The 23738-nt window shown below is 63.5% G+C and carries 23 protein-coding genes; 14 read left to right on the plus strand and 9 right to left on the minus strand.

The window, feature by feature from the left end:
• Window positions 1–48 precede the first annotated feature (48 nt).
• Window positions 49–3429 (plus strand): autotransporter domain-containing protein, encoded by a 3381-nt coding sequence (locus tag SLT36_RS20410; RefSeq protein WP_432284157.1) that lies wholly within the window; start codon window positions 49–51, stop codon window positions 3427–3429.
• 281 nt (window positions 3430–3710) lie between these two features.
• Here SLT36_RS20410 and SLT36_RS20415 read toward each other — a convergent pair whose 3' ends face one another.
• Complete coding sequence (locus SLT36_RS20415; RefSeq protein WP_432284158.1) at window positions 3711–4247, minus strand: dihydrofolate reductase family protein; 537 nt, start codon at window positions 4245–4247, stop codon at window positions 3711–3713.
• A 350-nt stretch (window positions 4248–4597) separates the two neighbouring features.
• Window positions 4598–5068 (minus strand): metallophosphoesterase family protein, encoded by a 471-nt coding sequence (locus tag SLT36_RS20420; protein ID WP_432284159.1) that lies wholly within the window; start codon window positions 5066–5068, stop codon window positions 4598–4600.
• A 287-nt stretch (window positions 5069–5355) separates the two neighbouring features.
• On the opposite strand from SLT36_RS20420, the gene SLT36_RS20425 reads away from it, so the two are divergent.
• The gene (locus tag SLT36_RS20425) at window positions 5356–6834 is read left to right on the plus strand and encodes a protein adenylyltransferase SelO (protein WP_432288414.1); all 1479 of its coding nucleotides are present in this window, start codon (window positions 5356–5358) and stop codon (window positions 6832–6834) included.
• A 234-nt stretch (window positions 6835–7068) separates the two neighbouring features.
• Here the strand turns inward: SLT36_RS20425 and SLT36_RS20430 are convergent, their stop codons facing one another.
• The 5 genes from SLT36_RS20430 to SLT36_RS20450 all read right to left on the minus strand — a co-directional run bounded on the left by SLT36_RS20430 (window position 7069) and on the right by SLT36_RS20450 (window position 11319).
• Window positions 7069–8085, minus strand: a complete 1017-nt coding sequence (locus tag SLT36_RS20430) for a GlxA family transcriptional regulator (protein ID WP_432284160.1) — start codon at window positions 8083–8085, stop codon at window positions 7069–7071.
• On the minus strand, window positions 8082–8660 hold the full coding sequence (locus SLT36_RS20435) for a cysteine hydrolase family protein (protein ID WP_432284161.1): 579 nt from the start codon (window positions 8658–8660) through the stop codon (window positions 8082–8084). The genes SLT36_RS20430 and SLT36_RS20435 overlap by 4 nt, the downstream gene beginning before the upstream one ends.
• A 354-nt stretch (window positions 8661–9014) precedes the next feature.
• Window positions 9015–9521 (minus strand): helix-turn-helix domain-containing protein, encoded by a 507-nt coding sequence (locus SLT36_RS20440; protein ID WP_432284162.1) that lies wholly within the window; start codon window positions 9519–9521, stop codon window positions 9015–9017.
• Window positions 9522–9715: 194 nt separating this feature from the next.
• Window positions 9716–11128, minus strand: coding sequence for a purine-cytosine permease family protein (locus SLT36_RS20445; protein ID WP_192317351.1), 1413 nt, complete (start codon window positions 11126–11128; stop codon window positions 9716–9718).
• Entirely contained in the window at window positions 11128–11319 is a 192-nt protein-coding gene (locus SLT36_RS20450) for a hypothetical protein (protein WP_432284163.1), read from the minus strand. Before SLT36_RS20450 ends, SLT36_RS20445 begins: the two co-directional genes overlap by 1 nt.
• Before the next feature lie 689 nt (window positions 11320–12008).
• Here SLT36_RS20450 and SLT36_RS20455 point away from each other — a divergent pair.
• From SLT36_RS20455 to SLT36_RS20495, 9 genes are all read left to right on the plus strand, one after another.
• Window positions 12009–12713, plus strand: a complete 705-nt coding sequence (locus tag SLT36_RS20455; protein WP_192317355.1) for a TetR/AcrR family transcriptional regulator — start codon at window positions 12009–12011, stop codon at window positions 12711–12713.
• Between the two features lie 75 nt (window positions 12714–12788).
• Window positions 12789–13001 (plus strand): hypothetical protein, encoded by a 213-nt coding sequence (locus SLT36_RS20460; RefSeq protein WP_432284164.1) that lies wholly within the window; start codon window positions 12789–12791, stop codon window positions 12999–13001.
• A complete protein-coding gene (gene hypB, locus SLT36_RS20465; protein WP_432284165.1) occupies window positions 12998–13723 on the plus strand; it encodes a hydrogenase nickel incorporation protein HypB in 726 nt (241 codons plus the stop codon). Before SLT36_RS20460 ends, hypB begins: the two co-directional genes overlap by 4 nt.
• A gap of 9 nt (window positions 13724–13732) precedes the next feature.
• Window positions 13733–14122, plus strand: a complete 390-nt coding sequence (locus tag SLT36_RS20470) for a hydrogenase maturation nickel metallochaperone HypA (RefSeq protein ID WP_432284166.1) — start codon at window positions 13733–13735, stop codon at window positions 14120–14122.
• Between the two features lie 21 nt (window positions 14123–14143).
• A complete protein-coding gene (locus tag SLT36_RS20475; RefSeq protein ID WP_192317361.1) occupies window positions 14144–15217 on the plus strand; it encodes an agmatinase family protein in 1074 nt (357 codons plus the stop codon).
• Window positions 15218–15240: 23 nt separating this feature from the next.
• Window positions 15241–16287 (plus strand): arginase family protein, encoded by a 1047-nt coding sequence (locus SLT36_RS20480; RefSeq protein WP_192317363.1) that lies wholly within the window; start codon window positions 15241–15243, stop codon window positions 16285–16287.
• A gap of 50 nt (window positions 16288–16337) precedes the next feature.
• Window positions 16338–16955: a HupE/UreJ family protein gene (locus SLT36_RS20485; protein WP_432284167.1), complete on the plus strand. Its 618-nt coding sequence runs from the start codon at window positions 16338–16340 to the stop codon at window positions 16953–16955.
• Between the two features lie 203 nt (window positions 16956–17158).
• Window positions 17159–18292: an aminomethyltransferase family protein gene (locus SLT36_RS20490; protein WP_432284168.1), complete on the plus strand. Its 1134-nt coding sequence runs from the start codon at window positions 17159–17161 to the stop codon at window positions 18290–18292.
• Window positions 18293–18414: 122 nt separating this feature from the next.
• Entirely contained in the window at window positions 18415–18648 is a 234-nt protein-coding gene (locus SLT36_RS20495; RefSeq protein ID WP_432284169.1) for a hypothetical protein, read from the plus strand.
• A gap of 109 nt (window positions 18649–18757) precedes the next feature.
• Here SLT36_RS20495 and SLT36_RS20500 read toward each other — a convergent pair whose 3' ends face one another.
• A complete protein-coding gene (locus SLT36_RS20500; protein ID WP_432284170.1) occupies window positions 18758–19756 on the minus strand; it encodes an ABC transporter permease in 999 nt (332 codons plus the stop codon).
• 41 nt (window positions 19757–19797) lie between these two features.
• Complete coding sequence (locus SLT36_RS20505; protein WP_432288416.1) at window positions 19798–20541, minus strand: ATP-binding cassette domain-containing protein; 744 nt, start codon at window positions 20539–20541, stop codon at window positions 19798–19800.
• 257 nt (window positions 20542–20798) lie between these two features.
• On the opposite strand from SLT36_RS20505, the gene SLT36_RS20510 reads away from it, so the two are divergent.
• The 3 genes from SLT36_RS20510 (at window position 20799) to SLT36_RS20520 (ending at window position 23738) form a co-directional block, all read left to right on the plus strand.
• On the plus strand, window positions 20799–21779 hold the full coding sequence (locus SLT36_RS20510; protein WP_432284171.1) for an NAD-dependent epimerase/dehydratase family protein: 981 nt from the start codon (window positions 20799–20801) through the stop codon (window positions 21777–21779).
• A 47-nt stretch (window positions 21780–21826) separates the two neighbouring features.
• The gene (locus SLT36_RS20515) at window positions 21827–22813 is read left to right on the plus strand and encodes a substrate-binding domain-containing protein (RefSeq protein WP_432284172.1); all 987 of its coding nucleotides are present in this window, start codon (window positions 21827–21829) and stop codon (window positions 22811–22813) included.
• Window positions 22814–22970: 157 nt separating this feature from the next.
• Entirely contained in the window at window positions 22971–23738 is a 768-nt protein-coding gene (locus SLT36_RS20520) for a FadR/GntR family transcriptional regulator (RefSeq protein WP_432284173.1), read from the plus strand.

Below are 23738 nucleotides of genomic sequence, written 5' to 3' on the forward strand. Positions count from 1 at the left end.
TCCCCTGCGACAGATTTTCTCGCCAGATGCGAGGCGTTGGGGGCTGAAATGCCGTTTTGTTGGTCGAAGCCCAAGATCGGGCTTTTGAGCTCGACCGTGCTGGCAGGTCTGCTCGTTGTTTCGGGCGGCGCCAGAGCCGATGTCTTCAACGTCAACAGCGAGGCAGACTATTACGACGCGATGCGGACTATCGCCCTGGATCGCAGCGACGATCATGTGATCAACATCCGGGCCGATTTCGCCATGACCCGGCCGGTGGCGCCGGTCGTTCTGGATGATGGGCGCACGCTGACGATCAACGGCAACGGCCGGACCATCGATGGCGCCGGCGCCTGGCGACCCCTTTTCGTCTCGTCGAGTTCACCGACGACGCCCGGCGGTCCGACCGTCACGGTCTCCAATCTCAGCATCGTCAACGCCATGGCCAAGGGCGGCAACGGCAGCGGCGGCGGCATGGGGGCTGGCGGCGCGCTGTTCGTCGACCAGAACACCACCGTCGTGCTCGATATCGTCAACTTCAGCGGCAATGCGATGGGCGGAAACGGAGACGCCGTTGAACGTGACTTAAATGATGTCGGTATCGGCGGTGGCGGCCTCGGCGGCAACGGAGGCGCGGTTTTCGCCGGCGGCGGCGGCGGCGGCGGGCTATATGGAAATGGCGGTAGCGGAGACGACTTCACCACCGACGTGGGCGGCGGCGGCGGCGGCGCGCTCGGGGACGGCGGTGACCTAAGCGTTTTTGACGGGTTCACCTCTGCCGGCGGCGGCGGCGGCGGATTCTTCGGCGCCGGCGGTGATAATGGCCAGCTAACAGGTGGAGGCGGCGGTGGCCTCACTGCGGATGGTGAGCCGGGAAACGACACTTCGGGCGGTGCTGGAGGATCGCCAGAAGGCGGCGATGGCGGGGGCATCAGTGCGGACGGCCAGCCTGGCAATGGGTTCGGCGGCGGTGGCGGCGGTGGCGGTTTCGGCTTGAGCGGGCCTGGCGCCCATGGCGGCGATGGAGCATTCGGCGGTGGTGGCGGAGGATCCGGTACCGATAGCGCAGGAGCACCGCTGGAGAATTATGGTGGTAACGGCGGCTACTTCGGCGGCGGCGGCGGCGGCGACGACCGCCAGGGCGGCGACGGCGGCGATTTTGCGCGGCGGCGGCACGTCTCAAATCCGCGCGGGCAATGGCGGGTTCGGTGGCGGCGGCGGCGGCGGCAGCGCGAACGGTATTTTTCCGACGTTGCAGGAAATGGCGGGTTCGGCGGCGGCGGTGGCGCGTCTCCCACCACGGCAGGCGTCGGTGGCTTTGGCGCCGGTGACGGCTCTACGACCGGCGGCGGCGGCGGCGCGGCCTTCGGTGGCGCGGTTTTCGTCCGCTCGGGCGGGACCTTGATCCTGAAAGGCGCCGGCACGATCGGCGCGGGAACGGTGACCGGCGGCAGCGGTGCTGGTGCGGGTCAGGCGGGCGAAGCGGCTGGAACGTCGATCTACCTGCAGAACGCGACCATCGCCTTCGATCCCGGCAGCGGCCAGACGCAGACCATCGCCGGCTCGATCGCCGACGATTTCGGCAACGGCGACGGCAATGGCGACGGCACGGCTGACGACCCGTCCGCCGGCGGCTTCCTGGTCAAGGGCGGCACCGGCCGGACGATCCTCGCGGCCGAAAATACCTATGTGGGAGGCACGTCTGTCCAGGGCGGCACGCTGGAAATCGCCGCGGGCGGTTCGATCGCATCTGCCACGACGGTGAGCGGCGGCGGCTTCGTCGTGAACGGCCAGGCCCGCGAGGTCTCCGTCAGTGGCGGCTTCCTGGGTGGCGCCGGCACGGTCGGCGCGACGACCATCGGCTCGGGCGGTGCGCTGGCTCCCGGCAATTCCGTCGGCACGCTCACCGTGACGGACGACCTGGCCTTCGCGGCCGGCTCGACCTACGTGGTCGAAGTCTCGTCCGGGGCGGCCGATCGCACGAACGTCGTGGCCGGCCTCTCCGAGCCGGGCGCCGCCGACCTGTCGGGCGGCGCGGTCGAACTGGCCTTTTACGGCAATGTCTCCGCCGGGAACCATACCATCCTGAATGCCGCAGGCGGGCTCGCCGGAACGACGTTTACGGGCGTGATCGACAGCTCGATCTTCTTCGACGCGACGCTCGACTACGACGCCAACAACGTGTTTTTCGACGTCACCTTCGATGCCGCGCCTGTCCTGGGCCTGAACCGGACCGGGGCGACCGTGGCCGGCACGATACAGGCGTTTTACACAGCCAACGGATATCTGCCTGCCGCGTTTGCGGCGCTTGGCGCAGACGAACTCGCCGCCATCACCGGTGAGATCACGACCGGCGCGATGGGAGCCGCGTTCGAAGCCTCGAACCTGTTCCTGACGGTGATCACCGAGCCTGGCACGACGGGCGTCAACGACGGCGCCGCAATGCCGCTCGGCTACGCCTCCGAAGGCGCCATGACCGCCTACGCGGCCGATGGCGCAAGCGCATCGAGGCCGGATACGGCCCTCGCATCCCTCGCCCCCGACGGCAAGGACACGGCGGCGCAGGCCGCCACCGCGGAGGCGATGTCGGGAACGGCACATGCCGACATGATCTCGCAAGCCTTCGCCTCGCGCTGGAAGCTGTGGGGCGCTGCCTATGGCGGCGGCGAGCGCGTCGACGGCGATGATACGGTCGGTTCCGCTAAGCTCACGGCCTCCAACTGGGGCGTGGCATCAGGCGTGACCAGAAGCTTCGACGGAGGCGCTCTCGGCATCGCGCTCGGCGGCGCCGGCGCCAGCTTCTCGCTCGCCGACGGGCTCGGCTCCGGCCACGCCACGTCCTTCAATGCCGGTATCCATGGCTCGCTCGACCTGACCGAGACCATCTATCTTTCCGGTGCACTGGCCTATGGTTATCACGCGACCCGGACCAGCCGGAACGTCGCCGGCGACACGCTGTCCGGCCGCTTCGACGCGCACACCGTCGCAGGCCGCGTCGAGACCGGATACCGTATGGACCTTGGCGGCTTCAGCCTGACGCCCTATGGCGCGGCGGAAGCTACGCTCTATCGCCTGCCGGGCTACGCGGAAACCGCCGACGGGGGCTCGCCCTTCGCCCTCGACTTCGACGCGCAGAGCGAGACAGCCGTCCGCACCGAGCTTGGCGCTCGCACGGCGGTCGGTTTGGGCTCGGGCGTAACACTCACAGGCCGCGCCGCCTGGGTTTGGAACGCTGAGCGCGTGCGCGCCTTAACCCCAGCCTTCCAGGCATTGCCGGGCACCAGCTTCACCGTCTACGGAGCCGAGCCCGCAGCACATGCGGCCCTCGTCGACCTCGGCATAGACGTGAACCTTGCTGCAAACGTTACCGCCAAACTCAACTTCGCGGGCGAGTTCTCGCAGAATGTCACATCATATAGCGGGCAGGCCAAGATCGCCGTGACATGGTAGGGATGATGTGGCGGTGGTTTCCGAAGGGAATGTCGACGCGCCAGAACTCAGAACGTCGGCCAAGGCGCCCAGTGCCCAAAACCGGACGGTCCGGACACGGCCCCTGGTTAGACTGAAATCAACTGCCCAGCTGCGACCGAATATCCATGGCGCGCCTCCGACCGGCCAGAGCCCTGACGCTGCCCTCTGCTGGTTCGGCAACGGGTCGAGCATGTCTTGATCATGGGCGGCTTATGCGCCTGGCGCCATGCAACGCGTGCAAATTGCCCTCGTGTGACCAATCAGGCCGGCACATAACTCAGCCGGATGACGTCGCCGTCAAAGCGCTCGGTTCCGGTCAGGCGCAGCGGCGGCCGGGGGCCGGCGAAAAAGGGCGTGCCGTGGCCGAGCACGACCGGATGCAGGTAGATCCTGTATTCGTCGATCAGGCCCCATTCGGTCAGGCAACGCGCCAGTTCAGGGCCGCCGACCTCCACCTCGCCCTCCAGCTCGACTTTCAGCCGGCGGATTTCGGCTTCGGTCTCGGCGCCGAGCAGCCTTGCGTTGGGCCCGACCGTCTGCAACGTCCTGGAGACCACCCATTTCGGGTTCTTGCGCCATGCCGCCGCAAAGGCGCGCCTGTCCGCATCCCAGCCGGGCTGGTCCTCGTCCCAGTAGCGCATCGTCTCATAGAGGCGGCGGCCATAGAGGCTGCCGGCGAGCTTCTCCGTCTGCTCGACGAAGCGGCGATAGAGTCCTGGGCCCGGGGCGAAGGGGAAACGATCATGATCGACAAAACCATCCAGGGACTGGTTCATGCCAAAGAAGAAGAACGCCATGCAAAGGCTCCCGTGGAAAGGCCGATCGACCGCATCGCATCCTGCCTCGTGGCGGCAGCCGGCGCAACGTCAACCGCTGCGACTGGTGGCCATCTCCGGCACGGCCGAGATGGACAGCACGGTCTACGCCAGCCTTGAATGATCGCGTTCGGCGGCCGAACCTTGGCAAAAGCAATGGCGCCTGGTCATCTCCACAAGCCTGCGGGAGCGATCCGTGCGGCGACTTGGGAGGTTTCGCTTGTCAGCGCGAAGCGACAGCAAGTGGGCCGGTTGCCTAGGGGTGGTTGTCCTTTGAGTTGGCCCAAACCAGTCAGTCTGGAATCGGCCCCTGGTCAGCCATGCAGTCGGCTTCAATGAAGATCTGAGGCAATCTCGCAGATCTTGGGCACCAATCGCCCGTGAATGATCTGGACCATTGCCAAGGTGATGGGCAGCCTGAACCTGCGCGGGCCTGCACTGCCCGGGTTGAGATAAATGGCGTCATCGCGGCTCTCGATACCGGCACGATGAGAATGACCGGAAATCACGAGATTGATGCCCATCGTGGCTGGAGCAAACGTCATGTCCTTCCGGTCGTGGATCACGAATATCTTCTGCCCGAACAGCGTCACCTGAAGGGTATCTGCAAACAGAGACGCCCACGGCTCGACATCGACATTGCCGCGAATTGCCGAGACTGGCGCAACACGCTCCAATCTCTCGATGATGGTGGGGTTTCCAATGTCGCCCGCATGGACGATGTGGTCGACGCCTTGAAGAAGCGCAACGGCGTCCTCGCGCAGAAGGCCGTGAGTATCCGAGATCACACCGAGCGTGTTCATGGAGCCCAGAACTATCAGTCCTCGCTGGCACTGGCGAGATGCCGACTTCGGAGTCTTTGCTCTGCGCCACCCGGAACGAGGACGACGTCAAGGGATCAGAGCCTCGGCCGCTCGCTTCCTTCCAGATATGGAATGGGGCTACGGCTGCAACTGACAGCAGCTTCCTTGCTGGACGCCAACATCAGAAACTGCGATTGGGTTGCGATCCAACAGCCCCTCTCGAATTGCTGGCCCGCGCCTCGCGGCATCCCTATCTAGCCGGTAACCTGAACAAACTCCGAGTTGTCATGCGCAGCCCCCGGTTCCAACACACTTATGCCGCCGACCTCCCCGAACGGCTTTACAGCAGTCCGGATCCATCCCAGGTTTCGACACCGCGTCTGCTTGAGCTGAATGAAACACTGGCGACGGAACTGGGCCTCGACATCGGCTGGTTGCGTGGTCCCCAAGGTATCGACATGCTGGCCGGAAACCGCTTCCCCGCTGACGCGCGTCCCATCGCCCAGGCCTATGCGGGTCACCAGTTCGGCAACTTTGTGCCGCAGCTTGGCGACGGTCGTGCCGTCCTCGTCGGAGAGTTGCTCGATACAACAGGCCAGTTGCGCGACGTTCAATTGAAGGGCTCCGGTCCGACCCGGTTTTCCCGCAACGGCGATGGGCGCGCAGCGCTCGGACCGATGATGCGCGAGTACATCGTCAGCGAGGCGATGCACGCCCTCGGCATCCCAACCACGCGAACCCTGTCGCTGGTTGCCACCGGCGAGCACGTCTTTCGCCAGACCAGGCTTCCCGGAGCGCTGATAGCGCGCGTTGCCGCCAGCCACATCCGCGTCGGCTCGTTCCAGTACCTTGCCGTACGGGAAGACATCGACGGCCTGAGGGCGTTGGCGGACTACGCCATAACGCGGCACTATCCGCATCTCGCCGACATCCCCCATCGCTACCTCGGCTTCCTAGATGCCGTTGTAGCAGCGCAGGCGAAGCTGGTGGCGCAATGGATGCTGACAGGCTTCATCCATGGCGTCCTCAATACCGACAACGTCGCAATTTCCGGCGAGACGATCGATTATGGTCCATGCGCGTTCATGGACGCCTATCATCCGGCGACTGTGTTCAGTTCCATCGACCATCAAGGCCGCTACGCCTTTGCCAACCAGCCCCGCATCACCGTCTGGAACCTGGCGCGACTGGCCGAAGCGCTGCTGCCCATTCTGGGAAGCGAAGCAGGCGGAGACGATGAAGGCTTTGAGCAGGCGAAAGCGGCGATCGGATCGTTCCAGGCACGCTACGAGGCTGCGTTTCATGAAGGCATGCGCCACAAGATCGGGCTGTTTGCCGAACAGCCTGAAGACCTTGGTCTTGCTGCCGAACTGCTTGAGCTGATGGCGCGCAACGGGGCGGATTTCACCCTCACATTTCGCGATCTCGCTGATGAGGTCGACGGCTCCGGCCGCGTACGCAACCACTTCATCGACCCTGCTGCTTTTGATAGCTGGGCTTTGCGCTGGCGTGAACGGCTGGCTCGCGAGCCGGAGAATGCAGCCGACCGCACTGCCCGCATGCGCCGGGTGAACCCGAAATACATAGCACGCAATCACCGTGTCGAAGCCGCCATCGCCGCCGCCACCAATGAAGGCGACTTTGGCCCTTTCCAGAGCTTGCTCGCCATCCTCTCGCGCCCGTTCGACGAGCAGCCCGGGATGGAGGACTATGCGCAGCCACCGGCAGACGAAGAACGCGTCCTCCAGACATTCTGCGGTACGTAACAGCAACACGCTGCAGGTGCCGAATGGGCTGTCTGTCCCATGCATGGTTCGGCGAGAATGGGGTGGGGAGGAATGGCAGCTGTCACCTGATATCTGTCGGGCAACGGCCGGTCGATCGGGCTGCGGCTGGAAATCCTGCAGAGCCTCTGAGCCCCGCGAGACAAAGGCACGGGTGCATGGCTGAGCGCCTCGACATCCGCCGACCCCAGCCTGGCGCCGATCTGCCCAGGCGTTTCAGCTTGTGGGCAGCTGCTGCGGCTGGCCTGCCCCGCCGCGGCGAAAGGCGCTTGGCGGGGTGGCGTTGAAGCGGCCCCAGGCGCGGCGCAACTGCCGGCTCGAGCTGTAGCCGACGCGCTCCGCCACCCGCTCGATGTCGAGCCGCGTCTCGCTCAGAAGCTGCTGCGCCAGTGCCACGCGCAGCCGGTTGAGATAATCCGGAATGCTCATGCCGGCCTGGTCGTTGAACAGCCGGCTGAGGTGGCGGGGGCTTGATATGGCGATGTCGGCCAGGGTCGAAAGCGACCAGTCCCGCGCCGGATCGGCAGACATCGCGTCCTGCACCCTGTGGATGGCGGTGTGGATGTGGTTTCGCCCCTCAAGCCAGGGCGACAGCTGCGGGTCGCTGCCGAGGCGCCTGATATAGACGACCAGCGACTTGGCCACAGCGGCGGAGACGGCCGGGTTGGTCAGCCGGCCGATGATGTGCAGCATCAGGTCGATGCCGGCGGTGATGCCGGCGCTGGTGTAGCGTTCGCCATCCTCGACATAGAGCCTGTTTTCCTGCACCCGCGCCAAAGGTGCCAGGCGGGCAAGACGGTCGCAATCGCTGAAATGGGTGGTGCATCTGACGCCGTCGAGCAGCCCGGCCCTGCCGGCCAGAAGCGCGCCCGAGCAGATCGACACCAGGAGCATGCCGGGCCTTATGCTGCGCCTCAGCCAGCGGACCAGCTCGTCCGACCCCTGACCGGCCGCCTCGACCGGCTGGCCCGCATCCATCGGCTCGTCAGTGTCGCCCGACACCACGATCATCGCGTCCGGCTCGATTGTCTCGGGCAGCGGCGAGATGCCTGAAATGCGCAAGCCTATCGAGCTCGTCACCTCGGGCAAGGCGCCGATATAGGCGACGTCGAACCGCACCTCCCTTTGCAGCAAATTGGCATATCGCAGGGCCTCCATCGGCCCGGCGACATCAAGCAGAAGCGTCCGCGCCGGCATCACCACATAGGTCGGAATCCGGCGCGGCTCGGTCATGCTGCGGCGGCCCTGCCCTCGTCGGCCAGAGATTCGTAGGCCAGCGCCTCTGATATGGTGCAGACGCGGGCGAAACGTCCATCGAGCACGGCCGCCGTGCGGGCCTTGATCTCTTGCGCCGTCCAGGTCTTTCCGCTCGCATCGGTCAGCGGCATGGTGTGGGTCGCCTCGGTGACATAGTCGACCTGCCAGCCGAGATCCGAGCCATGGCGGGTGGTGGTCTCGCAGCACTGTTCGCTGCGGATGCCCGAGACGACGAGGCGGCGGATGCCGTTCTCGATCAGGAACACTTCAAGCGGCGAGCCGACGAAGGCGGAATGCCGGAATTTGTGGAATTCGAGGTCGGGCCTGTCGAGCCTGAGTTCGGCCAGCGGCCTGACGAAACCCGAAGCGGGCGAAAAAATGCCTTCAGGCTCGGCATGGAACACCCGCACGATCTTCCAGCCCTTCTTCACCGCGCCGTCGATCAGCGCCTGCTGGTTGCTGAGATAGGTCGGGCTGTCGACCTCGTGCCAGCTGGCGCGCTGGCGGAAACTTTCCTGGGCATCGATGACAAGCAGGGCGGTATCGGTCATTTCTGGACACTCCGTGAACCATGATGTGCGTCATCCTAGGCCTTGTGTCCAGCCGCGCCAGCCATGCAGCGGACAAGGATCGGACAAAAAAGGACAATCATGCGACGGCCGGATCAGATTGATTGCCGGTGACTGGTGCGTCGGCCGGAGCGGTGGCAGGAGCACGATGGCGGCCTGTGGATGTTCGACCTCGGCGACAAGGCAGGCACAGGAGAACTGCTGGGCTAGGCTTGTCCAGCCACTCTCGGGCCATCGGCGGCCGGGCGCCGAACCTGCTACGCCATCGCAAAGCGGCCTCGCATCGGCCGCCAAGCCTGCATCAACCGCCAAACTTGTATTAACCGACGGGGCGTTTCACCGGTCCTGGCGACGGGTCGTGACAGACAGGCACCGGACGGGCAATCGAACGAGTTCGTCGACATGATGCCGGGTGGCCGCGTCGAAGAACAGGCTGTCCCCTAGCGTCAACCGATAGACTTTTGCGCCGTGCCGGTAGGCGACTTCGCCTTGCAGCAGGTACAGGAAGACCGTGCCCTCGTGGCCGATTGCGGGAAAGACATCCGTCTCGCAGGTCAGCGAAATCATGTGAGACTCGACCCGGAGCCCTTCGGCGTTGGCCCCTGTGTCGCTGAGGAGAATGTGTTGCTGGCCGACCCGGCCGGCAGATGTGCCGGTGGCAGCTGTGCTGAAGACTGCCGTCCGTTCAGTTTCGACCCCGCCCACCAACCAGGTGATTGGCACGGCCAGTCCACGTGATATCGCCTGCAAGGTCGTCAATGAGGGTGAGGTCTCCCCATTTTCGATCTTCCACAGCATTCCGGCCGACAGGTTTGTGGCGGCGGCGAGGTCGCTGACCTTCATGCCGTGCCGTCTTCGAAAGGCGCGGACCTCCCGACCAATTGCGCTGCACAGCAATGTTCTCTGGCTTCTTGTCACGGCCATGGGATTTGATGAGGTTGGTCACGGTCATTGCGGCCGCGACGACAAACGCATTCGCGCCAGCTTGGAACGAACCGGGGTGATCCGCCTGAACCGACGGATCACCCCCACGCGGATCAGTAGCCACCGAGCCTCGCCGGCATCACGACCGATTTCGTCAGAACGTAATGCAGCAGGCCTGCCACCAGGCATGCGGGAACGGATGCGCTGACCCAGATGAATGGCCCATGCGCGGCAAGCGACTGTGGATCGAACAGGGCGTAATAGACGAGGCCACCACCTGCCAATGCCAGGAAGGAGGCCGGATTGATGCCGCGCCAGAACGCATAGTCGGAATCGGGGCCGTCGTTGAAGACATCGCATTGCTTGATCCGGCCACGACGCAGGATCAGATAGTCGACCGCCGTTACCCCGGAAAGCGGAGCAAATCCAAGCGCCGTCCAGGCGAGGAACTTGAAGAAGTTGTCGTAGATCTGACCCGGGAAGAAGGCGATGACGATCACCGGCACAAACAGCGCACCGGTCAACACGCCCCACGGCAGGGCTTCGAAATAGCGCCCGCCGGCCTGTCGCATCGCCAAACACATGCCGTAGAAGATGCTGACGATGGCGGTGATGTTTGCCAGCCCGACAAACAGCAGTGCCGTCACCCCGATGAAAGCTCCGCCGAGCGGGATCATCCAGGCGGTCGGGTCATGCGATCCGAGGCTGAGGGCGGCAAACAACCCGACGAGTTCGCCGAGCACGGCAGCAGCGAAGATGCCGATCAGGTTGGGCCAGAGCGCTGCCCGCGGCGTGCGGGTGAAGCGCGAGATGTTGCCCAGCACCGGCCACCAGCCAAAGCCGGCCGCCAGATTGAATTCGACAGCGATCATGAAGTTGATGCGCCTGTCGTCAAACGGCGCAAGCGGCGCGGCATTGGCGATGTCGCTCCAGTTCTTGTGGCTGAAGATGAGAAACAGGATGCCGAAGCACAAGATGAGCTTGCCGGGGCCGACAAAGCGGTTGAGCCATTTGACGGCGGTCGGTCCTTTCCACAGCAACAGCCACGAGATGGCGATTGCGAGGATCGCGAACAGCGTCACACCCAGGTCGTTTTCGCCGATATGCGTGCCGCCGACCTGGTTCATGACGCCGCTGATCGCGCGTCCGAACATGATCGACAACACGGCGGACCAGCCGACGCCGTAGATGGCCAGGAAAAATCCGACCAGGATCAGGATGCCGATCGGCCCGAAGACGCTGCGCATCAGGGTGAATTGTTCGATGCCGAACTTTCCGGTCGATATGCAGACGCTGACGGCCATGATCGACACACCGATGAGGTTGCCGATGATGATCGCGTAGATGCCGTCGCGGGCACCCACGACCAACGCCGTGCTGCCGCCGAGCAGGAATGCCCAGGTCGCGATGGCGAGGCCGATATTGATCCAGGAGTGGTCGAGGAAGCCGAGCTCGCGTTCTTCCTTCAGTACGGGAAGCGTGCCGAATGCAGCACTCGCCCCGGTGAATTTGGGAGGAGGCGCCATCAGTTGCCTCCGATCCACATGGCGATCGTGACAGCCAGGATAGCCATGGTCACAAGAAACCACACACCGATCTCGCGGCCTGACAAGTCGGCTCGCGCAGGATCTTCATAGTTCGGATCCGCGATAATGGTCAGTCGCCTGTGCAACTCCCGACGCGTTTCATTGTCGGGGCTCGTTGAAGCGATAGTCATTTCATCCTCCTCCAAAGATTAAATGAATGCCGATGCTTTCGCGTTGAAGGAACTTCAGCGTTCGGGCTCGGGTCGTCTTATGTGCCACGCGGTCGAAATCGCAGCAGCGCCCTTTCGAAGTGGGCTTGCCCGATGCATTGGCTCTGTTGGGGACCGGGAAGCTCGCAAGCGGGGTTCTCCTGTCTGATCGACCCCAGGTTCCATCGGATTGTCGTATGTGCGGCGCGCCCTTTGTCTTGTCGCGCAGGGGTCGCTGCCCATCACGCCATGACGTTGCGGCAGTTTGAATTCAGTGTCAAACGAATTTCCTGACATGAATGTAAAAATATTAGCTTGGACGCACATATGCGGGAGTTGCGAACATGCAACCGCCTGTTCTCCGGCGGGAAATTGTCTCATCAAAGTACGTTGTTTTACAGACATTTATGATCAATTTCTGCTTTCTCTTCATGCTCCGATGACGGGTGGCTGTTGGGCAGGCCATGGACTGCCAATTCCCATTAGAGCCCCAAAATGCTCAAATCAGCGTGTTGACAGCGCTGTCAAACCTACGTAGCGTCAAGGTCGAAAGCGCAGCCTCGTTGCAAGCGCCTCGCCATCCGAAGCGGCAAGTTCCGCCTGGCTTCGGACGCTGAACGCACGCAGCCGCGGCGAACTTCTCCGCAATGCTCAGGGTCAGGAAGTCATCAATGGAATCCGCCGCTCTCATTCACCTCGAAGATCGCGTGAAATCGGTCAAACGGGCCAAGACACGTTTCTATCGCAATCCGGGCGTCAGGGCGGAATCGTTGCTGGAGGCTGCACTGGAATGCTTCGCCGAGGAAGATTACGAGAGCGTCACCATTCCGCTCATCGCCAAGAAGCTGGGCGTTGCCCACTCGCTCATCTATTATTACTTCAAGAACAAGGACTCCCTGTACCAGTCTTCCGTCCTTCATGCGCTTGACCGGCTGATGACCAACTACGGAGAGGTCGTCGCCCGGCACGAAAGCCCGGCCGAGCTGCTGAGCGCCTATCTCGACCTGAATGTCGAGATGTCGGAGACGCTGCGCAGCCTGGTGCGCATCATGTTCGTCAATGCCGGTGGCGCCAGGGACTCCGGCCCCAAGTTCATCGACAGCTTCGTCGAGGATTTCTACGAATCCGAGAAGAAGGTCCTGGCCGACTGCATCCGCACCGGCGTCGAAGTCGGCATTTTTTCCTGCCCGGATCCCGACGAGATGGCGGCGTTCATTTCACGCAACATCGACGGCATCTACTTCGGCAGCTTCATGCCGCACGGCGCTCCGATCCCGGCTGCGATGCGCTACCTCAAGGAGGTGGTCTGGGGGCTGCTGCATTATGCCGGCGACCCGTCCACCGGCAAAACATCCACGACCAGAAGCGGGAGATAGCCATGTGCCAGGTGTGCGGCTGCGGGCCAGAGGACATTCGCATTGACGGCAGGGGCAACGCTGAGGGCTGCGATCATGAGCATCCTCATGCGCACCACCATCATGCCCACTCTCATCATGCCCACTTTCATCATGAGGGCGAACATCGCCACCACGCAGAAGGTCATCATCATCATGGTGACGGACATTTTCACCATCACGACCATGATCATCACGCCGCTGACGGCAGGCGCCCCGGCGACCTGCATTTCGGCAAGGAGGCCACCAGGACCCATGTACCGGGCATGAGCCAGAAGCGGCTGGTGCAGATCGAACAGGAGATCCTGGCCAAGAACGGAATGTTCGCCGATGACGTGCGCGACGAGCTTTGTTCTCATGGCGTGCTTGCACTCAACCTGATTGCCAGCCCCGGAGCGGGCAAGACCAGCTTGCTGGTCGAGACCTTGCAGCGGCTCAAGGGAAGTTTCCCGACCTGGGTGATCGAAGGCGATCAGGAGACGACCAACGACGCCGACCGCATCCGCGCAACGGATACCCAGGCGGTACAGATCAACACAGGCAAGGGCTGTCACCTCGATGCCGACATGATCCAGCGTGCGCTCGCGTCGCTTTCGCTTGAGCAGGGCGGCGTGCTGTTCATCGAAAATGTCGGCAATCTCGCCTGCCCGGCCGGCTTCGACCTCGGCGAAGCGCACAAGGTGGTCATCCTGTCGGTGACCGAAGGCGACGACAAACCGGTCAAATATCCCGAGGCATTTGCCGCCGCCGACCTTCTGGTGATCTCGAAATCGGATCTGGCGCCCTACTGCGATTTCGACATCGCGGCCTGTGTTGCCCGCGCCCGTGAGATCAACCCGACACTCGAAAGCCTCGTCGTTTCAGCGCGTGACGGCACCGGCATGACGGAATGGCTGGCGTGGATCGTTCAGGCGCGTCAGCAGCAGTTGCAGGATCTTGCCCGAAACCTGCAGGCGCGGGTGGAAGCCATCCGCAACACGCTGCACGCGTGAGGTTGTGTCATGCATGAGCTCACCATTGCCTCAAGCCTGATTGACCTCGCCAGCGATCATGCGTCGAGAAACGGCCGCGGCCGGGTCACCGGAATGCATGTGCGCCTCGGGGTCATGTGCGGCATCGCCCGCTCGCTTTACTTCTGCTTCGGTCCGGCGACGCGCGGCACGCCGTGTGAAGGTGCCAGGCTGCACATCGAGGAGGTGCCGCTGACCATTTTCTGCGAGCACTGCGCCGAGGCGCGCTCGCCGCTCTCGCTTTCCAATCTTCGTTGTCCCGACTGCGGGAGGCCTTCGCGCAAGGTGCTGTCGGGCCGCGAGATGGAACTGACCCATATCGAGCTTGAGGGAGAAGCTCCTTTTCCGGCGTTGGCCCCGGTTGGGCAAACACTTCAGTAGTTACCTGTTGGGAGGAACAGCATGCTTGATCGAAAAGCAGAAACAGCCAGGTGGCAGTTCACGCCACATCAACATCGTGGCCCTGCCGAGCAGTTCGGTGAGAATGACCACATCTATTCGCCGAAGCTGCACAACGGCTCGTTCAAATCCAGGGGGCTCGCCACCTTCATGGGCGCCCCCTATTGCCCGCCGGATCGGCACAAGATCCGGGAAATGGGTGCCAAGATCTGCTTCCTGGCGGTGCCGTGGGACCAGGGCCAGATTGTGCGCGCCGGCGCCTCACAGGGGGCTTCGGGCCTGCGTGAAGCCACGACGCAGTATTTCCCCTACATGTTCGAATATGACGTCGACCTCTTGAGTTTCTTCCGGGTCGTCGACTGCGGCGACGTTCCGACGGTGCCGGGCAACAACATCAAGTCGCAGGAATACACCACCGACTACGTCACCGAATGCCTCGAAGGCGGTGCCAAGGTCATTCTGTTCGGTGGCGATCACTCCTTGCCGATCCCCGGCGCCAAGGCGCTGTCGCGTTTCACCGGCGCAGGCAAGATGGGGTATCTGCATGTCGACAGCCACCTCGACGCCGGGCCGGACTGGGCAGGCAACCTGATCACCAACTGCTCCGGCGCGCCGCGGGCGCTCGACCTGCCCAACTGCAACGCCAGGAACATGGCGCATATGGGCTCGCGCAACGGGCTCAATCCCAAGGACTGGTGGGATTTCTACGTCGACAACGACATCCGCGTCGTCACCATGCCCGAGATGATCGAGCGCGGGCTGGAGGTATGCGCCAACGAGATTTTCGAACGGGTGAAAAAGGACGCCGACACGCTCTACTTCACCTGGGACACCGACTCGATCGACATGAGCTGCATGCCCGGCTCGACCTCGCCGGAGTGCTATGGCCTCAAGGGACGCGAGGCGATCCAGTTTGCCCGCATCGCCGGCCGGCATGGCTGCGACATTCTCGATGTCGTCGAACTCTGCCCGTATTTCGACTCGAGCCAGATCAGCGCCAAGATGACGGTCAACATGATCTACCACTATCTCGGCTCACGCGCCCAGACACTGCGCCAGCAGGGCAAGCAACCGTAAGTTCTCAGGGAGGAGACCACGTCATGAACCCAGCAAAATCCTACGCCCATCTGTTCTCGCCGCTTGGCGGCGATGCCGGCGACAACTACCGGGCGCCCGGCCTGATCACGTTCCTGCGTTCGGCTCACGTGCCGCTGAATGCCGAAGCGCTGAAGGCCTGCGGCGCGAAATACGCCTTCGTCGGCGTGCCGTTCGACGAGGGCAACATCGGCAAGCCGGGATCGGAGGATGGTCCGCGCGAGTTCCGCCTCGTCTCGCAGGAGTATTTCTCCTACTGGTTCGAATACAATGTCGACCTCCATGGCAAGGCCGTCGACTGCGGCGACGTCTCGATGCCGAAGGTGAGCCCGGAGGTGGCGCATGAGCGCATCTACCGCGCCGTCCGCGAAGTGCTGAAATCAGGGCTCACACCGATCATCTGCGGTGGCGACCGCTCGATCTCGATCGCCGCGGCGCGCGCGCTTTCCGACCATATCGGGGCGGACAAGAAGATGGGCTACATGCATTTCAGCGCCCAGCTCGACATGGCCGACAGCTGGGCCGGCGAGCGCAATCTCGCCCCTTGCGCCATGGCCCGCATCACCGAACTGCCCAATCTCGACATCAGGAATGTCGCGCATCTGGGCGCCCGCAACGCCATGAACCCGAAGGACCATATCGACCTTTCGAAGGAAAGAGGCCTTCAGTACGACTCGATGTTCGACCTGTTCGACGGCGGCATCTACCCGCTGGTCGAGCGCTCGATCGAGCGCGTCTGGGGCGATACCGACGCGCAGTATCTCAGCTTCAATTTCAACGTCATGGATTCGTCGGCAGCACCTGGCGTCACCTCGACGGAACCGGGCGGCATCGAGTCGCGTGAGATGATGCGCATCGCCGACATGATCGCCAAGCGCGGCAGCGTCAGCGTCATCGACCTCACCGAGCTCTGCCCGATCTTCGACATCAGCGGCACGGCGGCGCGGCTCGCAGCCTGCGTGATCATGCGGTTGATGGCGTCGTTGGCGGCAGAAAATGGCGACGTGATCGACGCCAAGCTGCGCCGCACCGACCTGGTTGCCGCCGAGTAATGGATATCCACCTGAAGAAGGCCGGCGGACGCCGGTCAAGGGAGTCGATGGTGAACACGACAACGAACACAACAAAGATGACGCGGCTGGCTGCAGCGGTTGCTGTTGCCTATGCCGCGTCGACGATGCCGAGCTACGCACATGTCCTGCCCGACGCCGGCGGCCTCGGGGCAGGCCTCTCGCACCCTTTCTCCGGGCTTGATCATATTCTGGCCATGGCCGGGGTGGGCATCTGGGCCGGGCAGAATGCCGACAGCGATCCGGCTTTCCGCTGGCTGCCGCTCGGTTTCGTCATCGGCATGATCGCGGGTGCTGTCTTTGGCATGACCGGCTTTTCGCTGCCCTTCGTCGAGCTGGGCATTGCCGGATCGGTGGTACTTTTGGGCGCGATCGTGGCGCTGGGCAGCCGGGTGCCGTTCGGCGCGGCCTTTGCGCTGACGGCTGCATTCGGCGGCCTGCATGGTTTTGCCCATGGCCAGGAACTGCCGATCGCCAGCAATGCCTTGCTCTACGGGCTCGGCTTTGTCGCCTCGACAATGGTCCTGCACGCAATGGGCTTTTCGCTCGCAACCCTGGTCGCCCGCCTGTCCTGGCGCACGGCGCTGAGGCTGGGCGGCGGCGGCATCGCCGTGGCAGGCGTCGCGCTGGCCTCGAGCCTCGCCGGCTGAGCATGCCATCCGGCGGAGGGCCTGCCGCCCTCCGCCTCGTCCGGGCGCCGGACGAGAGCCTCAAAGGCCCGGGCGCAAACCGGGTCATTTCCCTGACATCCGCGAGCCCCTGTCCCTTGGACGGGAGCGAAAGACCTGAACTGGCGTGCCTCTGCCGCGCCGGCACGACCCCTTTTTTGCCAAGACATGACTGGAGGAAAACAATGACTTTGAGCTGGCGCTTCACCGCCCTCGGCGACCGCCACCGCGCCCTTGGTTCCAATCTCGAGGACTGGAGCGGGATGGGCACTGCCTGGACCTATGACGCCGACCCCTACGACCAGCACGTCGCCATCCGCACCAAAGCCGGGCTGATGGACGTGTCGGGGTTGCGCAAGACGCATCTGATCGGGCCGCATGCGATTGCGATCCTCGACTACATCACCACCCGCAGCGTCGCCAAGATCCAGCCGGGCCGCTCGGTCTACGCCGCCCTGCTCAACGAGCGCGGCCACCTGACCGATGATTGCGTGCTCTACCGCAACGGTCCCAATTCCTGGATGCTGGTCTCCGGCACAGGCACCGCGCATGAGGAGATCGTCAAGCAGGCTGCCGGGCGCAACTGCGCCGTGCTGTTCGACGACGACCTGCACGACCTGTCGCTGCAAGGGCCTGTTGCGGTCGACTTCCTGGCCAGGCATGTGCCCGGCATCCGCGACCTCAACTATTTCCACCACATCCACACCACACTGTTCGGCGCCCCGGTGACGATTTCGCGCACCGGCTACACCGGCGAACGCGGCTACGAGATCTTCGTGCGCGGCCAGGACGCGCGGCTTGTCTGGGATACGATCCTGTCCGAGGGCAAGGAGATGGGCATCATCCCGTGCTGCTTCAGCACGCTCGACCTGCTGCGTGTCGAGAGCTACCTTTTGTTCTATCCCTACGACAATTCCCAGATGTACCCGATCCCGGGCCAGCCCGTCGGCGACAGCCTGTGGGAGCTCGGCCTCGATTTCACCGTGTCGCCTGGCAAGACCGGCTTCAGGGGCGCTGAGGAGCACTACCGCCAGAAGGGACAGGAGCGATTCAAGATCTTCGGCATGCTGATCGAAGGTGACCAGATGGCCGATCTCGGCGACGAGGTCTGGGCCGACGGCAAGAAGGTCGGCGTCATTACCTGTCCGTCCTATTCGAAGCTGACCAGGCGTTCGATGGCCATTGCCCGTCTCGACGTGCCTTACGCCAGGCAGGGTGTTCCGCTGGAAGTCCGCGGCAAGTCCCTCCGGGCCAGCGCGATTGCGCACACGCTGACCTTCGACGATCCGGAAAAGAAGAAGCGCACGGCAAAGGGCTGAAGACGGGCTGAAGGGAGCCAGACCCGCGCTGCATTTCATCGTCGCCTTCGAAGAAAGGCTGCGCGAACTGCATCCCCGACCGCCTGCCTTTCGCGCTCCCGCACATCAGGCCGGAGCGCGAAGTGGCAGCGTCACGCTCGCGCTGGCCGCCCAGCGGCGCGCGGGCGGCCGTGGTCGCCTTCGCCCTGCCCCGCCTCGACGCTGCCCGAGCGTCGGCTATGACGACCTCGCCGACAAAACCGGCTTGCGGCTGGAGTCGATCCCGGTCGACCGTCATTGCAATCCGCCTCGACGATGGCGGCCTGTGGATGTTCGACCTCGGCGACAAGGCGGGCGGACTGCCGGCTGGAGATTGACGGCGGCTGCGTCGGTCGGCTTTCCGCTCGCTTCAAGCCGATTGCTCACACAGGCAACGGGACGGAATTGTTCGGTTCGGCTCTCGAGGATCAACGCCCCGCAGAACCACTATTCGCTCAGTCGGAAATTGCGGATCCTGTCGAACAGCACGGCAAGCACGATGGCGCTGCCGATGAATGTGCCTTGCCAGAAGGCGTTGATGCCCAGCAGGCCAAGGCTGTTGCGGATCACCTCGATCAGCGCCGCACCGATGATCGCGCCGAAGGCAGTGCCGACCCCGCCGGCCAGGTTGGCGCCGCCGATGACGGCGGCCGCGATCACCTGGAGTTCCATGCCTGCGCCGATATTGGTGGTGACGGCGCCGAGCCAGCCGGTCTGGATGATGCCGGCGATGCCGGCCGACAGTGCCGAGATCATGTAGACGGCGACCTTGATCTTGCGGACCGGAACGCCCGTCAGCGTCGCTGCGTGCTCGTTGCCGCCGATGGCAAAGACGTAGCGGCCAAATCGCGTCCAGCGCAGCACAAAACCGGTGAGCAGCGCCAGAACGATCATGTACAGCACCGGATTGGCGATGCCGAAGAACCACGCGCCGCCGCCCAGCGCCAGCAGCTTGTCGTGGTCGGGGCCAAACTGGAAGACGACGGTGTTGTTGGATGCGACCATGGCCAGGCTGCGTGCGATCGACAGCATGCCGAGCGTGACCACGAATGGCGGAAAGTCGAGATAGGCGATCAAAAAGCCGTTGAAGGCGCCGATCACCAGCGCGGTGCCGATGGCCGCCGCAATGCCGACCTCGATGCCGTATCCGGCATGCATGACCACCGCCAGCACCATGCTGCACAGGCACAGCACCGAACCGACCGACAGATCGATGCCGCCGGTGATGATGACCAGCGTCATGCCGAGGGCGATGATCGCGACGAAGGTGACGTTGCGGGTGATGTTGTAGAGGTTTTTCGTCGTCGCGAATGAATCGGTGGCAAAGGACAGGAAGATGCAGGCCAGAATGACGGCAATGAGCACCCAGAAGGTCTGGCTGCCGAGAACCTTCGCCATCCAGCTCTGCTGTTTCTGTGAAATGGTCTGGTCAAGGGTAACAGCCATCATCGACCTTCGTTTCGTCACTGCGCGACCGGCAGGGTTGATCATACCTGTTCGATGGCACCGGTAATAAGGCCCGTCACTTCCTCCGGCGAACTCAAGGCAATCGGCTTGTCGGCAACCTTCCGGCCACGCCGCATGACGATGACCCTGTCAGCCACCGTAAAGACATCAGGCATGCGGTGGCTGATCAGCACGACCGCAATGCCGCGATCGCGCAGCTGGCGGATCAGGTTGAGGACTTCCGCCACCTGACGGACCGAGATCGCCGCCGTCGGCTCGTCCATCAACACGATCTTGGCCTCGGAAAGCATGGTGCGGGCAATGGCCACCGCCTGCCGCTGCCCACCCGACATCTGCCGGACGAGGTCGCGCGGCCGCGTCTCGGACTTCAGGTCCCTGAAGATCTCGCCGGCCCGCTTGTACATCGCCTTGTAGTCGAGGACGCGCAGCGGTCCAAAACCTCGGCGCAGCTCGCGGCCAAGGAAGACGTTCGCCGCCGCCGTCAGATTGTTGCACAGCGCGAGGTCCTGGTGGACGATCTCGATGCCATGCTGCCGTGCTTCCACCGGGCGATGCATGACCAGCTCGGCCCCCTCCAGCCGCATCGTGCCGTGGCTCGGCCGAAAGTTGCCGGCGATCATCTTGACCAGGGTCGACTTGCCGGCGCCGTTGTCGCCCATCAGGCCGACGACCTGTCCCGCCTCGAGCGAGAACGACACGTCGCTGACCGCCTGGATGGCGCCGAAATGCTTGGAAATGTTGGCGAGTTCGAGAACTGCCACCAGCCTCTAGCCTCCCGAAACATGCAAGCCTCGCAGCCGTCCCGCACGCGTCTCGCACGCGTCACGCTCGGGCACTGCGCATTCACGTTCCCCGATCTCCTCCCGGGAAACGCGAAGACCCGCATTTATGCAAAACGTCACGACAGCGTCAATCAATTGTCGGGCAGAGGCGGCACAAATGTCTCAAAAATCTGTTTTGTCGGACAAATAGCATTGACGACGACGGCGCCAGGATATTAGCTGGGCGTCGGAGGAAGAGCATGCTGATCCTTGTTACCGGTGCAACGGGCAAGGTCGGTCGGCACTTCATCGCTGGGCTGCTTGACGATCCGCGATTTTCCGAGACCCGCATCCGCGCGCTTTGTCACAACCGCTCCTTCGATGAAGGCTACCGCATCGAGATCGCCCGCGGCTCGATCGCCGATCGCGACGTCGTTGCCAACGCGCTCGTCGGCGTCACCCACGTCGTGCACCTCGCCACCTGCAAGGAAACGCCAGCTGACGTGATGGACGTCGCCGTCAAGGGCCTGTTCTGGCTGCTCGAGGCGTTTCGGCTCAGTCCAACCGCCCGACAATTCATCCTCATAGGCGGCGACGCGGCGATCGGTCATTTCTACTACCGCAACGAAGCACCCCTCACCGAGGCGGCACGCCATCAGGCCTATCCCGGCAGCTATGCGCTGTCGAAGGTTCTCGAAGAAGTCATGCTGGAGCAGTTCGGCATCCAATATGGCCTCGACTGGTGCTGCCTGCGCGCGCCGTGGATCATGGAGAAGGATGATTTCAGATACACGCTGTCTTTCGGTGACGACGTCTTTGGCGGCCCGGACTGGAAGACACTGGTGCCTGAGGCAGACGCCAGGCGTCATGCCAGGGCAGGCACCGTGCCGCTGTTGCGTGATGCCGACGGCCAGCCGCTGAAGCGCAACTTCGTCCATGTCGACGATCTGGTGGCGGCGATCCTTGCGGCGATCGACAATCCGCGCGCCAGGCAGCAACTCTTCAACGTCTGCATGGATCGTCCGGTCGATTATGGCGAGGTCGCCCGCCACCTCGCCCGCACCCGTCACCTCGCCTCGGTCGACATAACGAGCCAGTACCACTCGAACTGGATGGACAATGCCAAGGCCAGGCACCTGCTTGGCTGGCAACCCCAGTACGACCTCGAAATGCTCATCGACTCGGCCTGGCGCTACGAGCGTTCGGAGAACGATCCTCGCACCGTCTGGTATCCGGGTTGATTTCGTCGCGGGCACGCCGTGCCCGTTTGTTCAAATGGGAGGAAACAATGAGGAAGGCATTATTGCTCGCTACCGCTGTCCTGGCACTCAGCGCTGGAAACGCGTTCGCCAAGAAGCAACTCGTCATCGTCGTCAAAGGCCTCGACAACCCGTTCTTCGAAGCCATCAACCAGGGTTGCCAGAAGTGGAACAAGGAAAACGCCAGCTCGGAATATGAATGCTTCTACACCGGGCCGGCATCGACGTCGGACGAGGCTGGCGAAGCGCAGATCGTCCAGGACATGCTGGGCAAGGCCGACACGGTTGCGATCGCCATTTCGCCTTCGAACGCCAAGCTGATCGCCCAGACCATCAAGACCGCCAACCCGACTGTTCCAGTCATGACGCTGGACGCGGATCTCGCCGCCGAGGACGCCGCGCTGCGCAAGACCTATCTCGGCACCGACAACTACCTGATGGGCGCGCGCATCGGCGAATACATCAAGAAAGCCAAGCCGAGTGGCGGCAAGATCTGCACCATCGAGGGCAATCCGGGCGCCGACAACATCCTGCGCCGCGCCCAGGGCATGCGCGACACGCTGACCGGCCAGAAGGGCCTGACTGAACTCAAGGGTGACGGCGGCTGGACCGAGGTTGCCGGCTGCCCTGTGTTCACCAATGACGATGGCGCCAAGGGCGTCCAGGCGATGACCGACATCCTGGCGGCCAATCCCGATCTCGATGCCTTCGGCATCATGGGCGGCTGGCCTTTGTTCGGTGCCCCGCAGCCCTATCGCGACCTGTTCAAGCCGATGGCCGACAAGATCGCCAAGAACGAGTTCGTCATCGGCGCTGCCGACACGATCGGCGACGAAGTGGCGATTGCCAGGGAGGGCCTTGTCACTGCGCTGGTCGGCCAGCGTCCGTTCGAAATGGGCTACAAGGCACCGACTGTCATGATCGACCTGATCGAAGGCAAGAAGGTCGATGATCCGGTCTTCACCGGCCTCGACGAATGCACCAAGGACACGGTCGATACCTGTATCCAGAAATAGGTGCAGGCCAGAAGTAGGTGCAGTTCGGAGCGTCCGGCTCGCCGGCGCTCCGACAAGCCTGCGCGGTTGATGTCGAGCGCGGACGGTTCCGCCGCACGAGCCGGCTTTTGCTGCACCAATCAGAACGGAATTGATCCAGCAGAGATCAACGCGGTCGATGGCAGACGGAACGTCCAAAAGGCCTGAGGAAACGGTCGCCGACCGCCCGCCGGCAATGCGTCGCCCCAATGCCGCGCGCATGAGCGGATCGAGCGTACACGCCTGGCTCGCCAGCGAGATCGGCCTCAGGATCGTGCGCGGCGACTATCCGCCGGGCACCATCCTGCCGAACGAGGCGAAGTGGTCCGAAACCTTCGATGTCAGCCGCTCGGCCGTGCGCGAGGCGATCAAGATGCTGATGGCAAAGAGCCTTTTGGCATCGCGCCCCAAGGTCGGCAGCTGGGTCGAACCGAAGGATCGCTGGAACCTGCTCGATCGTGATGTGCTGAGCTGGTATGCGGCCTCGCCTGATCGCGAAGCTTTTCTGCGCACAGTGCAGGAGTTCCGCCACATCATCGAGCCGGAAGCCGCCGCCTTTGCCGCGGAACGCCACAGCGAAGCGCAGATGGGCGAGATCAGCCAGAGCTGTCGCGACATGGGCCAGGCGACATCATTGCAGGAACGCACCCAGGCAGACACGCGCTTCCACCTTGCCATACTGCGTGCATCCGGCAACGACCTTCTGGTGCCGCTGGGCGTGCTGATCGAATCCGCGCTCAGTCACCTCTTCACCTTCGTGACGCAGGAGATCAGGGATGACCGCGCCCAGAGCCTGCATGAGGCGATCGAGACGAACATCCGGCTGCGGCGCCCCAGGGCGGCGCGCAACGCGGTGCACAGGCTGCTGGCCGACACCGACGACGTGATCGCCCGCTCCGGACGGTAG

This window comes from Aminobacter sp. BA135, assembly GCF_050859125.1.
In the GTDB taxonomy this organism is placed as follows: domain Bacteria; phylum Pseudomonadota; class Alphaproteobacteria; order Rhizobiales; family Rhizobiaceae; genus Aminobacter; species Aminobacter ciceronei.

Bases quoted from the DNA above. Each gene is read 5' to 3' on its own strand.
- SLT36_RS20410 (WP_432284157.1), top strand. From the start codon at position 49: ATGCCGTTTTGTTGGTCGAAGCCCAAGATCGGGCTTTTGAGCTCGACC.
- SLT36_RS20415 (WP_432284158.1), bottom strand. From the start codon at position 4,247: ATGGCGTTCTTCTTCTTTGGCATGAACCAGTCCCTGGATGGTTTTGTC.
- SLT36_RS20420 (WP_432284159.1), bottom strand. From the start codon at position 5,068: ATGAACACGCTCGGTGTGATCTCGGATACTCACGGCCTTCTGCGCGAG.
- SLT36_RS20425 (WP_432288414.1), top strand. From the start codon at position 5,356: ATGCGCAGCCCCCGGTTCCAACACACTTATGCCGCCGACCTCCCCGAA.
- SLT36_RS20430 (WP_432284160.1), bottom strand. From the start codon at position 8,085: ATGACCGAGCCGCGCCGGATTCCGACCTATGTGGTGATGCCGGCGCGG.
- SLT36_RS20435 (WP_432284161.1), bottom strand. From the start codon at position 8,660: ATGACCGATACCGCCCTGCTTGTCATCGATGCCCAGGAAAGTTTCCGC.
- SLT36_RS20440 (WP_432284162.1), bottom strand. From the start codon at position 9,521: ATGAAGGTCAGCGACCTCGCCGCCGCCACAAACCTGTCGGCCGGAATG.
- SLT36_RS20445 (WP_192317351.1), bottom strand. From the start codon at position 11,128: ATGGCGCCTCCTCCCAAATTCACCGGGGCGAGTGCTGCATTCGGCACG.
- SLT36_RS20450 (WP_432284163.1), bottom strand. From the start codon at position 11,319: ATGACTATCGCTTCAACGAGCCCCGACAATGAAACGCGTCGGGAGTTG.
- SLT36_RS20455 (WP_192317355.1), top strand. From the start codon at position 12,009: ATGGAATCCGCCGCTCTCATTCACCTCGAAGATCGCGTGAAATCGGTC.
- SLT36_RS20460 (WP_432284164.1), top strand. From the start codon at position 12,789: ATGAGCATCCTCATGCGCACCACCATCATGCCCACTCTCATCATGCCC.
- hypB (WP_432284165.1), top strand. From the start codon at position 12,998: ATGAGCCAGAAGCGGCTGGTGCAGATCGAACAGGAGATCCTGGCCAAG.
- SLT36_RS20470 (WP_432284166.1), top strand. From the start codon at position 13,733: ATGCATGAGCTCACCATTGCCTCAAGCCTGATTGACCTCGCCAGCGAT.
- SLT36_RS20475 (WP_192317361.1), top strand. From the start codon at position 14,144: ATGCTTGATCGAAAAGCAGAAACAGCCAGGTGGCAGTTCACGCCACAT.
- SLT36_RS20480 (WP_192317363.1), top strand. From the start codon at position 15,241: ATGAACCCAGCAAAATCCTACGCCCATCTGTTCTCGCCGCTTGGCGGC.
- SLT36_RS20490 (WP_432284168.1), top strand. From the start codon at position 17,159: ATGACTTTGAGCTGGCGCTTCACCGCCCTCGGCGACCGCCACCGCGCC.
- SLT36_RS20500 (WP_432284170.1), bottom strand. From the start codon at position 19,756: ATGGCTGTTACCCTTGACCAGACCATTTCACAGAAACAGCAGAGCTGG.
- SLT36_RS20510 (WP_432284171.1), top strand. From the start codon at position 20,799: ATGCTGATCCTTGTTACCGGTGCAACGGGCAAGGTCGGTCGGCACTTC.
- SLT36_RS20515 (WP_432284172.1), top strand. From the start codon at position 21,827: ATGAGGAAGGCATTATTGCTCGCTACCGCTGTCCTGGCACTCAGCGCT.
- SLT36_RS20520 (WP_432284173.1), top strand. From the start codon at position 22,971: ATGGCAGACGGAACGTCCAAAAGGCCTGAGGAAACGGTCGCCGACCGC.